The organism is Vibrio halioticoli NBRC 102217 (assembly GCF_000496695.1).
Classification (GTDB): domain Bacteria; phylum Pseudomonadota; class Gammaproteobacteria; order Enterobacterales; family Vibrionaceae; genus Vibrio; species Vibrio halioticoli.
Genome location: NZ_BAUJ01000041.1, coordinates 1 through 14,312, shown reverse-complemented (window position 1 = coordinate 14,312; position 14,312 = coordinate 1). Strand labels below are relative to the sequence as shown.

Sequence of the window (14,312 nt, the reverse complement as noted above, 5' to 3'; positions counted from 1 at the left end):
ACTGAAGGTGAGTGGTACTACGCTTCTGTTGGCGGCGGCGAGCCTATCCACATCACTAAAGATTTAGTGAACGGCAAACCACCGCTAGAAGTTGACCCGACTAAACCTGGTTATGACGGCATTACCGTTACTGAACGAGGCGGTGTTTATTACATAGAAAAGAATGGTCAGTCTATGGGTGCCCTATTTAATACTGGAACTGAAGTTATTTGGAACCCTACCGACGGTGATCACGTTGTCGTGACTAAAGATTTAGTCAACGAAAAGATCAAAAACGTAAACCAAAGCAAATTGAAGCAATTTAAAAGCAAAGTTAAAAATCGCTTGGCTGCACTGAAAAAGTAACCACTAGAGCGTTACTTACTGCAATTGATATAACCCAAGACAATCCCCTCAATTGAGGGGATTTTTTCTTAAGCTATCTTCTAGGTACTGCTATGCGCATTTTTGCTTTCTTGTCATTGTTCGTCTCTCTTTCAACTGCCGCTGACACAAGTTTGGTTAATACAATAGAAAAATTTACCGATATTTTTGGTATTAGCTTTTCTCAGTATGATGGCTCTACGGTTGCTACCTTAGATGGTAACTATTACGTAACGGAACGATTGCGTGTTTTTGGTGATATTGACACGGATTTAAACTGGGAAGTAGGATCGGGATATTCAATCTGGAGTGGCGAAACTTATTACACGGAAAATAGCTTTACTGTTAGTGAGTATAAACTCTCTACCGGCATTTTTATTGCAAAGATGTTAGATGAAAAATGGACTCTAATTAGTGATGTAAATTACAACTATAAGTTCGAATCAGAGCGCTGTTTTGCCAACTTTCAAGAGATCTGCCCTACTGAGTCTTTGTCTGATTCTATTGATTACTCTGCTGGAATCATCTGGAGTCCAATTAAATATATTGATTTACTCTACAAATTCAATCAAGAAATTGGATTCAAACAAAATGAGTACTATTTCCCGAATCTAGATGAAACATTTCAAGTAAAAAATACCAATGAAATCTTTCATGAAGTCGTCGCATTTATAAATCTAAAATACCTTAGACCATCGATAACTTACACTACATACAGAGATGAAACCCGCGAAGACACCATAGAGTTTGGTCTCACATTCGACTTCTAATTCGGTTTATTCAGCAACACTTTTAGTTGCTCACGCAGTGCTTTATGGGTGGCGTTGTTTTGATACTTTTTATGATAGGTGAATTCAAAATTCACCTTCCGCATATGAAATGGCGGTTGGATGATCTTTAACCCCAACTGCTCAGCTATTGAAGCCATGCTTTTAGCGATAGCTGCAACATAATTTGTCCCTTGAGTACTGATAATAATATTGGTCATATTACCTACCTCAATGGCCACTTTTCTCGACAGGCTTTTACCCGCCAAAAAATCCACAATCTGAGAGTTTTGTCGATAGAGCTTTAGCGTTACATGCTCGGCTTCTAAATACTGTTGCATGGTAATTTCGTCTTGAATCGTGGGATGGTTTTTATCGCACATCAAAACTAACTCATCAGTAAATGCAGGTTCAAAGTTAAGCCCAGAATCTCTTGGCAGATTATAATCAATCACCAAATCCACTTTATTGAGTTTGATGTCTTGCAACACATCCTGCTCTGCTTTCGGGGATTCATATAATTGAATGTTGGGCATTTCAGGCAGCATGCTAATAGCATTGATGCCCGCATACACAATCATTTTTTGTTCTGATGCCACCGCGCCATCCATTAACTCGAGAGCCATACTCAGTTGATTCGCCAATTGATGAGCATTCGGGGTTGGCTCTATTTTTCTTCCCATTCGAATAAACAGCGGATACCCGAGTACGTTTTCAAAGCGTTTGATGGCAGAACTTACCGCAGGTTGGGTTAATTCTAAAGATTCGGCCGCTTTGGTAATGGTGCCAAGCTTATAAACCGATAAGAAGGGACGAACTAAATTGAGGTCAAACACCAGTATCTCCTTTGCCTGATGTTTACAGATAAACAAAAAAGCCAGTTGTATGCAACTGGCTTCTTTTAATTACGTGTATTCATTGTTCAGTAAAGTAAATTAGTGCTCGCGAGTGGCGCGGAATTCAACTTCAGGGAAACGCTCTTTGGCTAGGTTTAGGTTAACCATAGTTGGCGCAACATAAGAAAGGTTGTCACCACCATCCAAGGCTAGGTTGGTTTGGTTCTTACGTTTAAACTCTTCTAGCTTCTTAGCGTCATCACATTCAACCCAGCGAGCGGTTGCAACGTTAACGCCTTCATAGATAGCTTCTACGTTGTATTCCGCTTTAAGACGCGCTACTACCACATCAAACTGCAGTACACCTACCGCTCCAACGATTAAATCGTTGTTTTGCAGTGGACGGAATACCTGCACCGCACCCTCTTCAGAAAGCTGTACTAGACCTTTGAGCAATTGTTTTTGCTTCAATGGATCTTTTAGGCGAATACGACGGAACAATTCTGGCGCAAAGTTAGGAATGCCAGCAAATTTCAGCCCTTCACCTTGGGTGAAGGTGTCACCAATTTGGATGGTGCCGTGGTTGTGCAGACCGATAATGTCACCCGCATACGCTTTTTCAGCGCGAGCACGATCGCCAGCCATAAAGGTAACCGCGTCAGAAATGCTGACGTTTTTACCAGTACGCACATGGTTCATTTTCATGCCTTGCGTGTAAGTGCCTGATACGATGCGCATAAATGCGATACGGTCACGGTGTTTAGGGTCCATGTTGGCTTGGATTTTAAACACAAAACCCGAAAATTTTTCTTCTGTGGCTACTACTTTACGCTCGTTGGCTTCACGATCTTGCGGGCCTGGCGCCCACTTAGTCAGACCATCAAGCATATGGTCAACACCAAAGTTACCCAATGCGGTACCAAAGTAGACTGGCGTCAGTTCGCCCGCAAGGAACAACTCTTGGTCAAACTCAGGACAAGCACCAATCACAAGCTCAAGCTCTTCACGAACGCTTTCTGCTAGGTCTTCACCTACCGCAGTATCTAGCTCTGGGTTATCCAGGCCTTTGATAATGCGTACTTCTTGGATTTCATGGCCGTGGCCTGATTCGTACAAGATAGTTTCGTCACGATGAATGTGGTAAACACCTTTAAACTCTTTACCACAACCGATAGGCCAAGTGATTGGTGCACATGCCATGCTCAATTCACTTTCCACCTCATCAAGCACTTCCATTGGATCGCGAACATCACGGTCCAATTTGTTCATAAAGGTTACGATAGGCGTATCGCGCAGGCGAGTAACTTCCATCAATTTACGAGTACGATCTTCGACACCTTTCGCGGCATCGATCACCATCAAACAAGAGTCAACTGCGGTTAGCGTACGGTAAGTATCTTCCGAGAAATCTTCGTGTCCTGGAGTATCGAGTAGGTTTACCAAACACTCATTGTATGGGAACTGCATTACGGAGGTAGTCACCGAGATACCACGTTCTTTTTCCATCTCCATCCAGTCAGATTTTGCATGCTGGTTCGAGCCACGACCTTTTACCGTACCTGCTTTTTGGATCGCGTTGCCGAAAAGCAATACTTTTTCGGTAATGGTTGTCTTACCCGCATCCGGGTGAGAGATAATCGCAAACGTACGGCGCTTGCTCACTTCTTGCTGAAATGGACTATTGGTCATATTCGAATTCTTTAGGTTGGTGCACTGGCGAAAATTGGCGCTATTTTCGCTGATTCTGCGCCATTTCACAATCTATCTATAAAATAAAGGCCCAACCTTAGGTTGAGCCTTCGTTAAATCAGTCTAAAAACTAGCCGATTTCGACAAACATATCATCTTTAACTTGGCTGGCACAGGCAAGAAAGTAACCTTGCTCTATGTCTTCTTCGCTGAGCGGGCCAGTTGTCACGCTCACCAACTTATCTTTATCGCCTTTACAGCGACAGCTGCCACACACACCTGCGCGACAAGCAGCAAAAATAGGTAACCCTTCTTTTTCTAGCGCATCAAGTACTGATTCATCACCGGCAATAGACACCTCTGAGCCATTCACTGTCAAAGTGTGCGATTGTGCATCAGAAGCATTCGTCGCTAAATCAATTGCTGCTTGAAACTGCTCGTTATGAACCTGACTAGGTGCAATACCTAGCGCTGCAAACCATGCTTTTGCTGATTCCATGTATGCTTCAGGGCCGCACATAAGTACGGTTCTAGAGGTCACATCAGGCACTACAGACTGCAAAAGCGCTTGGCTTAAACGTCCATGATAAAGAGTTTGGTCATGCTCACGGCTTACCGCCCAAACCAGTTTTAAATTGCTGTGCTTTTCCGCCAGTGCTTCAAGCTCTTGCACGTAAATGCGATCACTTGGAGTGCTTGCACTGTGAATAAACACGATATCAGCGTCTGCATCAGCAGCTAAACGAGCTTGCAGCATAGAGTAAACTGGAGTCACACCAGAACCTGCACTTAACATCAGCAAAGGTTGCTGATCGACAAGGTTAAGGTGGAAGTCGCCCGCCGCATTGCTACAACTCAGTGAATCACCTACCGCAAAGCTGTCTGCAAGGTAGTTAGATACCAGTCCACCCGCCACACGCTTAATGGTCAAACTACACTTTTTTTCACCCGGCAAAGACGCTAGAGAGTAGCATCGCTGGTGTGTGGTACCTTCAATATCCACTTCCAAAGGCAGAAATTGTCCGGGGATAAAATCAAACGCATTGTCAGTTTCAAACCAGTAGGTGGTTACATCAGAAGTGTCGTGTCGAATATCAGTGCAGGTCAGTTGCATCTTTAAAACTCATTATTTGCAGTCAAAGAAGAGGAGCCAATGGCTCCTCTGTGTGATTGGTTTATTTAGGAATTAACCTAGGATGTCAGCAAGATCTTGTTCAACAGTTGTGATCAAACGTAGACCTGTTTGCTCGTGTAGGTGGTTCAGAAGGTTCTCAGTTAAGAACGCAGGAGCCGTAGGACCTACACGGATATCTTTAATGCCTAGAGCAAGTAGAGTAAGCAGTACAGCAATCGCTTTTTGCTCAAACCAAGATAGGATCAGAGATAGAGGTAGTTCATTTACACCACACTCAAACGTATCAGCCAGTGCAAGAGCTAACTGAATTGCAGAGTATGCATCGTTACATTGACCCACATCTAATAGACGAGGAATGCCGTTCACATCGCCGAAATCTAAATCGTTAAACTTAAATTTACCACATGCTAGAGTCAGGATTAGTGTGTCTTGAGGTGCTGCTTTAGTGAATTCAGTAAAGTAGTTACGCTCTTTTTTGTCACCATCACAACCGCCAACAAGGAAGAAGTGGCGAATGTTGCCTGCTTTCACTTGTTCGATAACTGCAGGTGCTGCTTCCATTAGAGCATTACGTGCGAAACCAGTAGTTGTGTAAAGAGGGATCTCATCAAACTTGAAGCCTTCACACTCTAATGCTTTCTCGATAACTGCAGAGAAGTCATGGCCAGTGTGATGCTCAACGCCAGGCCAGCCTACGATGTTACGAGTAAACATGCGATCCGCATAACCATTAGTTTCTGGGTTAATCAGACAGTTAGATGTCATTACGATTGCGCCAGGGAAGTTAGCAAATTCTTTTTGTTGGTTCTGCCATGCGCTACCGTAGTTACCTACTAAGTGAGGGTGTTTACCACCAAGCTCTGGGTATGCGTGTGCAGGAAGCATTTCACCGTGAGTATAAACATTGATGCCTTTACCCGCAGTTTGCTCAAGGATGTATTTAAGGTCGATTAGGTCGTGACCAGAAACTAGAATCGCTTTACCTGCGATTGGCTTCATGTTGACTTTAGTCGGTACAGGGTGACCAAATGCTTCAGTCTCACCTTGATCTAGCATTTGCATAACGCTGTAGTTCAAGTGACCACATGCCATAGCAAGTTCAAGTAGCTCGTTCATTTCAGTTGGGTTCTCACCCAGACGAGCCATAATGCGGTGGAATTCAGCAGAAACGTCTTCTTTTTGTTGACCAAGAATACGTGCGTGTTCCATGTACGCTGCTACACCTTTAAGGCCGTATAGTGCAAGTAGACGTAGACCAAGAATGTCTTCACCCACTTCAGTTACGTCGTGGTTTAGCGCGGCGTCAGCGGCTTTGTTTAGTAGCGTTACTTTTTCTGCTTCAATGGTAAATTGAGCCGCACCTTCTAGAACTTTAGGTTCTACGTTTTGCGTTAGACATGCTGCTTCATAAGCCGCTTTTAGGCGTGCTTTGTAAGAAAGTGCTTGTTCTGTGTATTCGATTAAACGTGCATCATCAAAGTTCACGTTTGTTAGTGTTGCAAAGAATGCTTGAGGTACGTAAGCATCGGCTTCTACATCAACCACACCTAAGCTACGAGCTGCATTTGCGTATGCGCTGACACCTTGAAGAATATAAATCAACACGTCTTGCAAGTCAGAAATCTCTGAGGTTTTACCACACATGCCCATCGCATACTGACAACCACTAGCAACAGGAGTTTGCATTGTTTGCTCGCACTGAATACAGAACATTTAACCTTCCTTTAAGTAATATTTAAAATATATGTTTATAGGTGCAAAATGTTAGTCGTTAGCGTCATTCAAAAGAAGCATTTAAATTACAACTTAACGATCATTTGATCTAGATCAAGCAAACTCAGAGGTAGATGATAAGTGTTTGCATTTACTTACAAAAAATAGAAATGTGCGATAAAACAGTGGCGGATTTTTCAGCGATGAGAGCAACGTTAAAGCCGTTATTTATTGATGAATTTTAGAAAAGGAATTTGTGGTTCAATATAAGAAAAAACAGGTGAATACATTCACCTGTTTTATGTCGTTTCGAGAAATATAAAAGCTCAACTACAAGCAGAGGTAGCTCATAATAATGGCATCTTCTCGACCACTGGCTGTTGGGTAGTAATTGGTGCGTCTATCAACTTCGTTAAAGCCCGCATTGAGATACAGTGTCTGCGCTGTTTTATTAGAATCTCGCACTTCAAGCCAAATACTTTCTACATCTTGGCTTTCGCATAATTCAATAAAAGACTCTATCAACTGGGTACCAATGCCCTGCCCTTGTTTTTCTGGGGCGACCGCAATATTGAGCAATGTCACTTCACCGACAATATTCTGTGCATAAAAGTAGCCAACCAACTGCTCATCGTCTTCAAAAGCAAAATGCATTGCGCCACGACTGGCAAGATCATCGATCATTGAGCGCTTCCACGGATGAGTGTGCGCTGTGGATTCTATCTGCCATACACTGTCTAAGTGCTTTGAAGCTAACGGGATAAGATTAGGCATTATTTTGTATTTGATTCCATAGTTGGCGACGGTTTTGGTTGTGACCATCAATCTCTGATAAGGCCGGAGAATGGATCTCCTTTACACCTTCAACAGCGATAGGGGCACAGGCACTAAACCACACCCACTGTAATTGGTGCTGGCTAAGTTGGGACACTTGATTAGGATAAAGATGGCGACAATCACTCAATTGCAACTGCATTGCCTTTAACACCTTTTGTAAGAATTCGGCATCTTGGCCTGCTGGAATCAATGGTGAGACAAACAGCAGTTTCACCGAATCGGGCAAAGAGATGGCAGGTTGCTGATAACCTTCAAGGCGCTCAGCATGCTGCAATTGCCACTGCTCAATATCCATTTCAGCCAGTAGTTTTTCTCTTGAGTTCAAATTTGGCATGGTCTTAGAACTGATCAAACTCTTGGCAGTATTCGATAAGGCCAGATAAGCCTGCAAAGCTTTCTCCAGTTAAATCGAGCACTTGGAAAACATCTTCGGGTAAATCCCACTGACAGCGAAAACGCTTTCCTTCCGAATGAGCAAAACCAAAACGAGAGTAATAAGCCGGATCGCCTAACACGACGCAAGCGCTATAACCAAACTCTAGTAACGAGTCTAAGCCTTCTTTAATCATGCGCTCAGCAATGCCTTGATTGCGATAATCTTCATGCACAGCGACTGGGGCAAGCCCTTGCCAGCCATAATCATTACCTGACAAAGTAACAGGCGAAAATTGCGCACAACCAATCACACGGCCTTCGTCATCACTAGCCACAATACTTAACGTAATATTGCCGTTCTCACGTAATGTGTTGACTAAATTGGCTTCCGCATCAGTAGGAAATGCATGCTTTAGCAATGCTAAGATCCCTAAATTGTCCGCCGGTGCTTCTGTTCTAATAAGCATTTTCAGTCTCTCTTACCGAAGTGGTAACGTTAGAAGAAGTCTGAACTCCTTTTGCCACAAAAGTAGCTAATTGCTCTAAGGCTGTTTTCACCGCTTTTGGTAGTGCATCAAGATCAACACTGTCCATTAAGTTCTTAACCTCTAACCCTAGTTCAGTATCACCTTCAATGCTTAAACGGCGTTGGAAAAATAGCGTGTCCGGATCCTCTTTTCTGCCCGCAATGAGAACAAGATCATTTAATGAACCACTAAAGCTCACTTGATGTTCTTTTGGCTCAGTGCTGACCAATAACTGACCCTCTTCACAGCTAATAAACCAACTTAGATCCATATCATTGACAGAAACTTTAAGCCATTTACCTTCAAGAAACTCAAAGTCGCCATCTTCTAATGCTTCCTTGAATACTAGCTTCAAACCTTCTAGTAAGGTAAAGCTCTGCAGTTTAGCGGGCATTAACTTGGCAGGAATACGAAAAATATTCGCGGCATTCACTACTAATTGTTGTCTTACTTTCTCAAGCACAGTTATGTCTCTCATCCGTATAATGTCGCTCATGATACTGAATAAATGACAGAAATGAACTGAGTTTAGTCAAACTCCAAGATATGCCGTTCAAAAAACAGTCAACTGGCTATTAAAACTGCCCCATATCAATTCTCATTACGCCATCAATCGTTAAACTTCCTTACTATTTGCTCAGTGAACTACTCAGAATTATGGAACTACTCTGCCCTGCCGGTAACTTACCTGCACTGAAAACTGCTATTGATTGCGGTGCTGATGCGGTTTATGTCGGCTTTAAAGATGACACTAACGCTCGCCACTTTGCCGGACTCAATTTCAACGGAAAAAAGTTTGAAAAAGCTGTTCAATATGTGCATAACGCCAACAAAAAAATTCATGTTGCTTTAAATACCTTTGCTCAACCTGCTGGTTTTGAGCGTTGGACTAATGCCGTTGATATGGCAGCTCAAAACGGCATTGATGCTTTAATTGTTGCGGATATCGCCGTATTGGAATATGCCGCGACTCACTATCCGGAATTGGAGCTGCACCTCTCTGTACAAGCCTCTGCCACCAATGTAGCAGCTGTTGATTACTATCACAGCAACTTCAACGTGAAACGCGTGGTATTGCCTCGCGTATTGTCAATTCATCAAGTTAAACAACTTTCTCGAAACCTAACCTCAGATGTAGAGCTAGAGGTGTTTGCCTTTGGTAGCCTTTGCATCATGTCCGAAGGTCGCTGTTATCTCTCTTCTTATTTAACCGGTGAATCTCCTAACACAGTGGGCGCTTGCTCCCCAGCCAAATACGTACGCTGGCAAGAAACTGACTCAGGTCTAGAATCTCGCCTTAATGAGATCTTAATTGATCGTTATGCAGCGGGCGAAAACGCAGGTTATCCGACCTTATGTAAAGGCCGTTTTAACACTGAAATCGACGGCGAAAATAAGCTGTATCACGCCTTAGAAGAGCCTACTAGCTTGAACACGTTATCGCTATTGCCAGAGCTGTTTGCTGCAAAAGTGGCCTCGGTGAAAATTGAAGGTCGTCAACGTAGCCCTGCTTATGTTGAGCAAGTTACTCGCACTTGGCGCGCGGCAATTGATGCTTACCAAAGAAACCCAGAAAACTATCAAGTGCAACCTGAGTGGGACAGAGCATTAGCCAATGTATCTGAAGGAACACAAACCACCCTTGGTGCCTACCATCGTAAATGGCAGTAGTTGGAGAATTAATATGAAATATTCATTAGGGCCACTACTCTATTTTTGGCCAAAACAAGACGTTGAAAGCTTTTATGAGCAAGCAAAGCAATCTAGCGCGGATATCATTTATTTAGGTGAATCGGTGTGTTCAAAACGCCGCGAACTCAAACCACAGCATTGGTTTGATATTGCTAAAGATCTTTCTAACTCAGGTAAGCAGGTAGTGCTATCAACCATGGCATTGCTAGAAGCGCCGAGCGAAGTCAATATCATGAAAAAGTACATCGACAATGGCGACTTTGCCATTGAAGCCAACGATGTATCAGGCATCCAGCTAGCGCACGAAAAAGGCGTACCTTTTGTCGTTGGCCCAGCGGTTAACACTTACAATGCGCGCACCCTTAATCTATTCCTAAAACAAGGCATGATTCGTTGGTGTATGCCGGTAGAGTTATCTCGTGATTGGCTAAACAACACCTTGTTGCAATGCGATGAACTTGGTATTCGTAATAAGTTTGAAGTGGAAGTCTTCAGTCACGGCTATCTACCACTAGCGTATTCCGCTCGCTGCTTTACCGCTCGCGCCGAAAACAAAGCGAAAGATGATTGTCTGACTTGCTGTATAAAATACCCAACCGGTCTTAAGGTGGATAGCCAAGAGGGTCAAACCGTGTTTAATTTAAACGGCATCCAGACTCAGTCAGGCTATTGCTACAATTTAGGCAATGACATTCCATCAATGCACGGTTTGGTCGATGTGGTGCGTTTGAGCCCTCTAGGCATAGACACCTTCGATAATGTCGAAGCCTTTAGAGCCAATGAGCAAGGAACTAAACCTTTACAAATTCAAGACCGTCAATGTAACGGCTACTGGCATCAAATTGCAGGGCTTGAACTGCGCTAATATTAAGCTTCAATAGCGAATAAAATGCTTAAATGAAAAATACCGCCCTCATTAATTGAGGGCGGTATTTTCATATTGAGCTCAGTTTTTTAAGCTAGTTTTTAAGCTTAGTTCTTTAAGCTAAAGCTATTCTTTCTCGCTTTCTTCTTTTAACTGCTCTTGCCTTTCAGCACGTACCTCTGAAAAGATGCGGCCCAGTTCTAAGAAGGCGTATCTGTGTTCAACGTATTCATACACGTTAAAGCTCAAAGACAATTTATACAAACTAACGGCTTCGTTGTATTCGCCCGCTAATTGATAGCGCTTCGCCATATAGAAATAAGTTTCCGTTAGGCGCTGTGCCAACATCAAGTTGTCTTTTGCACCAGAGGCAATTTCTAAAATAGCTTCATCGTTAGAGATTTTATTTAGCATCATTGCCACTAAAGCCCAACCCCATTGTTGGTCTCTTTTAGCATAACGTTGTTCTAGTTTTGCTACTGCATCCGGTTGGTTAGACTTCATCTCAATGATGTACAACCACATAGCGCGGAAAGGATCGCTAGGATCGTCCTCATAGTGCTTGGTCATATCATCCAGTGCTAAATCAATTCTGTCTCCATAGTAGAGTGCAATCGCTCTGTTGCGCTCTGCGTATTGGTTTCCAGGATCTAACTCCAATGTAGAATCAAATGCTTCGTAAGCGGCGTCGTACTGCCCTATTTGGGTAAAGTACACACCAAGCAGATTGAATATTTCAGCTTGCGCGGGGTTAATGGATAAGCTCTGATTAAAGTCATAACGAGCCAGTTCACGTAAGCCTAAGCTGTCGTAATACACACCGCGTTGTAAGTGCAGTTCCGCTCTTTGCTCGTCAGTAATATCACTGCGCAGCAGTAACTGTGAAGCACGAGCAATTTGCACTTCTTGTTGAATTGATGGCTGTAAGGGAACGGCCATTGGTGGCGGTGCCCATTCTTTATCTTTACCGCCCATGCTTGAACAGCCAGACATAACCAGCACTAGCCCTGCTATTAGCACACTAAACCATTTCACTAAATACTACCTCCCTGTGAGCCATCGAATTCGATGGGGATTCCTTTAGCATAGAAAAAGAGGAGCTAAAAAGCTCCTCTTTATTTATGCATTTATCGATTTTTTCTTAAAAATCAATATTATTCAGCTGCTGGTGCTGCGTCATCTGCTGCAGGAGCTTCAACCGCTTCCTTCATGCTTAGACGTACACGACCTTGACGGTCGATTTCTAGAACCTTAACTTTAACTTCTTGGCCTTCAGTTAGGTAGTCAGATACTTTCTCAACACGCTTGTCAGCGATTTGAGAGATGTGTACTAGACCATCTTTACCAGGAAGGATAGTAACGAATGCACCGAAGTCAGCTAGACGAGCAACTTTACCCATGTAGATAGTACCTACTTCAACTTCAGCAGTCAGTGCTTTGATGCGGTCGATTGCATCTTGCGCTTGCTCACCAGAAGTTGCAGCAATTTTCACTGTACCGTCGTCTTCGATTTCGATAGTTGTGCCAGTTTCTTCACAAAGTGAACGAATTACTGCGCCGCCTTTACCGATAACGTCACGGATCTTCTCAGGGTTGATCTTCATTTGGTGGATACGTGGAGCGAATTGAGAAATCTCTTCACGAGCACCAGAGATAGCGTTATCCATTACAGATAGGATGTGCTTACGTGCACCTTGCGCTTGGTTAAGAGCAATCTGCATGATCTCTTTAGTGATACCTTCGATTTTGATATCCATCTGCAGTGCAGTGATACCGTCGTTAGTACCGGCTACTTTAAAGTCCATGTCGCCAAGGTGATCTTCGTCGCCTAGGATGTCAGAAAGAACAACGAAGTCGTCGCCTTCTTTAACTAGACCCATTGCGATACCCGCAACAGACGCTTTGATTGGCACACCTGCATCCATAAGAGCAAGAGAAGTACCACATACAGAAGCCATTGAAGAAGAACCGTTAGATTCTGTGATTTCTGATACTACGCGAACTGTGTATGGGAATTCTTCAACAGAAGGCATTACCGCTGCAATACCACGCTTAGCCAGTTTACCGTGGCCGATTTCACGACGCTTAGGAGAACCAACAAAACCAGTTTCACCTACACAGTATGGAGGGAAGTTGTAGTGCAGTAGGAAGTTGTCTTTACGCTCGCCTGTTAGCTCATCGATGATTTGTGCATCACGTTGAGTACCAAGAGTTGCAGTAACGATCGCCTGAGTTTCACCACGAGTGAACAATGCAGAACCGTGTGTACGTGGAAGAACGCCAGTGCGTACGTCTAGCGCACGAACCATGTCTTTTTCACGGCCATCGATACGTGGGTTGCCAGCAATGATGCGGCCACGTACTACTGTTTTTTCTAGGTCGTGGAAAATAGTGTGAATCTCTTTTGGATTCAGTTCTGCGTCTTCAGCAAGTAGCGCAGCGTTTACTTCATCAGCGATAACATGGATGCGGTCATAGCGCGCCATTTTCTCAGTGATTTGGTAAGCTTCAGTCAATTTAGCTTCCGCTAGCTCAGCAATTTTTGCTTTAAGCTCAGTGTTTTCAGCAGGTGCTTCCCAGTTCCAAGACGGAGTAGCCACTTCAGCTGCAAATTCGTTGATTGCTTGGATAGCAACTTGTTGTTGGTCGTGACCGTAAACAACAGCCGCTAGCATTTCTTCTTCTGTTAGGTTGTCTGCTTGAGATTCAACCATAAGAACAGCGCCTTCAGTACCAGATACAACAAGATCTAGCTTAGAAGATTCAAGTTCAGTCATTGAAGGGTTAAGTACTAGCTCACCATCAATATGACCAACACGTGCCGCACCGATAGGACCGTTAAAAGGAACACCAGAGATAGACAGTGCTGCAGAAGTTGCAAGCATAGTCACCATGTCTGGTTGAACGTCAGGGTTTACAGACATTACTGTCGCGATAACCTGAACTTCGTTTTTAAACGCGTCTGGGAATAGAGGACGGATTGGACGGTCGATTAGACGAGCCGTTAGTGTTTCGCCTTCTGAAGGACGACCTTCACGCTTGAAGAAACCACCAGGGATTTTACCTGCAGCGTAAGTACGCTCTTGGTAGTTTACTGTTAGCGGGAAGAAATCTTGGCCTTCTACTGCTTCTTTCTTAGCCACAACTGATACGAATACAGAAGTATCGTTCATTGTTGCCATTACTGCTGCAGTAGCTTGACGTGCGATTACGCCTGTTTCTAAAGTAACGGTGTGGTTACCGTACTGGAAAGTCTTAACAACTGGTTTTTCGAACATTCTTGTTTCCTTGTTCCATGACGTTACGCCATAGAATTATCTAGTGAAAATCCAAAACATTACCAATCGCGACTAGTAAAAATAGACTGAGGTTTCACCTTAATCTACTTGTAATAGTCGCGACCTAGTGGCCGACATCTGTGACTGTAATGATTTGGATCGATAGTTATACCAATCGTACTAAATAGTTGGTCATTCTAGCTTGTTAAAATGCTCGACAACGGCGTTAGAATTT

General features: G+C 43.5%; 14 protein-coding genes. 4 read left to right on the top strand and 10 right to left on the bottom strand.

Annotated features, from left to right (window positions below; genetic code table 11):
• Together VHA01S_RS18500 and VHA01S_RS12385 are read left to right on the top strand one after the other, a co-directional pair.
• Nucleotides 1-345: hypothetical protein (locus VHA01S_RS18500; RefSeq protein ID WP_023404716.1), on the top strand; the 345-nt coding region annotated here is incomplete at its 5' end.
• A gap of 92 nt (nucleotides 346-437) precedes the next feature.
• Nucleotides 438-1,133, top strand: a complete 696-nt coding sequence (locus VHA01S_RS12385) for a hypothetical protein (protein ID WP_023404715.1) — start codon at nucleotides 438-440, stop codon at nucleotides 1,131-1,133.
• Here the strand turns inward: VHA01S_RS12385 and VHA01S_RS12380 are convergent.
• The 8 genes from VHA01S_RS12380 to ubiT all read right to left on the bottom strand — a co-directional run bounded on the left by VHA01S_RS12380 (nucleotide 1,130) and on the right by ubiT (nucleotide 8,705).
• Nucleotides 1,130-1,966: a LysR family transcriptional regulator gene (locus VHA01S_RS12380; RefSeq protein ID WP_023404714.1), complete on the bottom strand. Its 837-nt coding sequence runs from the start codon at nucleotides 1,964-1,966 to the stop codon at nucleotides 1,130-1,132. The genes VHA01S_RS12385 and VHA01S_RS12380 overlap by 4 nt on opposite strands.
• A gap of 99 nt (nucleotides 1,967-2,065) precedes the next feature.
• On the bottom strand, nucleotides 2,066-3,655 hold the full coding sequence (gene prfC / locus VHA01S_RS12375) for a peptide chain release factor 3 (protein ID WP_023404713.1): 1,590 nt from the start codon (nucleotides 3,653-3,655) through the stop codon (nucleotides 2,066-2,068).
• 130 nt (nucleotides 3,656-3,785) lie between these two features.
• Nucleotides 3,786-4,769: an FAD-binding oxidoreductase gene (locus tag VHA01S_RS12370; protein WP_023404712.1), complete on the bottom strand. Its 984-nt coding sequence runs from the start codon at nucleotides 4,767-4,769 to the stop codon at nucleotides 3,786-3,788.
• A gap of 72 nt (nucleotides 4,770-4,841) precedes the next feature.
• Nucleotides 4,842-6,503: a hydroxylamine reductase gene (gene hcp, locus VHA01S_RS12365; RefSeq protein ID WP_023404711.1), complete on the bottom strand. Its 1,662-nt coding sequence runs from the start codon at nucleotides 6,501-6,503 to the stop codon at nucleotides 4,842-4,844.
• A 330-nt stretch (nucleotides 6,504-6,833) separates the two neighbouring features.
• On the bottom strand, nucleotides 6,834-7,277 hold the full coding sequence (gene rimI / locus VHA01S_RS12360; protein WP_023404710.1) for a ribosomal protein S18-alanine N-acetyltransferase: 444 nt from the start codon (nucleotides 7,275-7,277) through the stop codon (nucleotides 6,834-6,836).
• A complete protein-coding gene (locus VHA01S_RS12355; protein WP_023404709.1) occupies nucleotides 7,270-7,674 on the bottom strand; it encodes a DNA polymerase III subunit psi in 405 nt (134 codons plus the stop codon). The genes rimI and VHA01S_RS12355 overlap by 8 nt, the downstream gene beginning before the upstream one ends.
• 4 nt (nucleotides 7,675-7,678) lie before the next feature.
• Nucleotides 7,679-8,182 carry a GNAT family N-acetyltransferase gene (locus tag VHA01S_RS12350; protein WP_023404708.1) on the bottom strand — a complete coding sequence of 168 codons (504 nt, stop codon included), beginning with the start codon at nucleotides 8,180-8,182 and terminating at the stop codon, nucleotides 7,679-7,681.
• A complete protein-coding gene (gene ubiT, locus VHA01S_RS12345) occupies nucleotides 8,172-8,705 on the bottom strand; it encodes a ubiquinone anaerobic biosynthesis accessory factor UbiT (RefSeq protein WP_023404707.1) in 534 nt (177 codons plus the stop codon). Before ubiT ends, VHA01S_RS12350 begins: the two co-directional genes overlap by 11 nt.
• A gap of 194 nt (nucleotides 8,706-8,899) precedes the next feature.
• Here ubiT and ubiU point away from each other — a divergent pair, with 194 nt between their 5' ends.
• Nucleotides 8,900-9,913, top strand: coding sequence for a ubiquinone anaerobic biosynthesis protein UbiU (gene ubiU, locus VHA01S_RS12340; RefSeq protein ID WP_023404706.1), 1,014 nt, complete (start codon nucleotides 8,900-8,902; stop codon nucleotides 9,911-9,913).
• 13 nt (nucleotides 9,914-9,926) lie between these two features.
• The gene (locus tag VHA01S_RS12335) at nucleotides 9,927-10,799 is read left to right on the top strand and encodes a U32 family peptidase (RefSeq protein ID WP_023404705.1); all 873 of its coding nucleotides are present in this window, start codon (nucleotides 9,927-9,929) and stop codon (nucleotides 10,797-10,799) included.
• A gap of 126 nt (nucleotides 10,800-10,925) precedes the next feature.
• Here VHA01S_RS12335 and nlpI read toward each other — a convergent pair whose 3' ends face one another.
• Nucleotides 10,926-11,834, bottom strand: coding sequence for a lipoprotein NlpI (nlpI, locus tag VHA01S_RS12330; protein ID WP_023404704.1), 909 nt, complete (start codon nucleotides 11,832-11,834; stop codon nucleotides 10,926-10,928).
• Nucleotides 11,835-11,953: 119 nt separating this feature from the next.
• Nucleotides 11,954-14,077: a polyribonucleotide nucleotidyltransferase gene (pnp, locus tag VHA01S_RS12325; RefSeq protein WP_023404703.1), complete on the bottom strand. Its 2,124-nt coding sequence runs from the start codon at nucleotides 14,075-14,077 to the stop codon at nucleotides 11,954-11,956.
• Nucleotides 14,078-14,312: the final 235 nt, after the last annotated feature.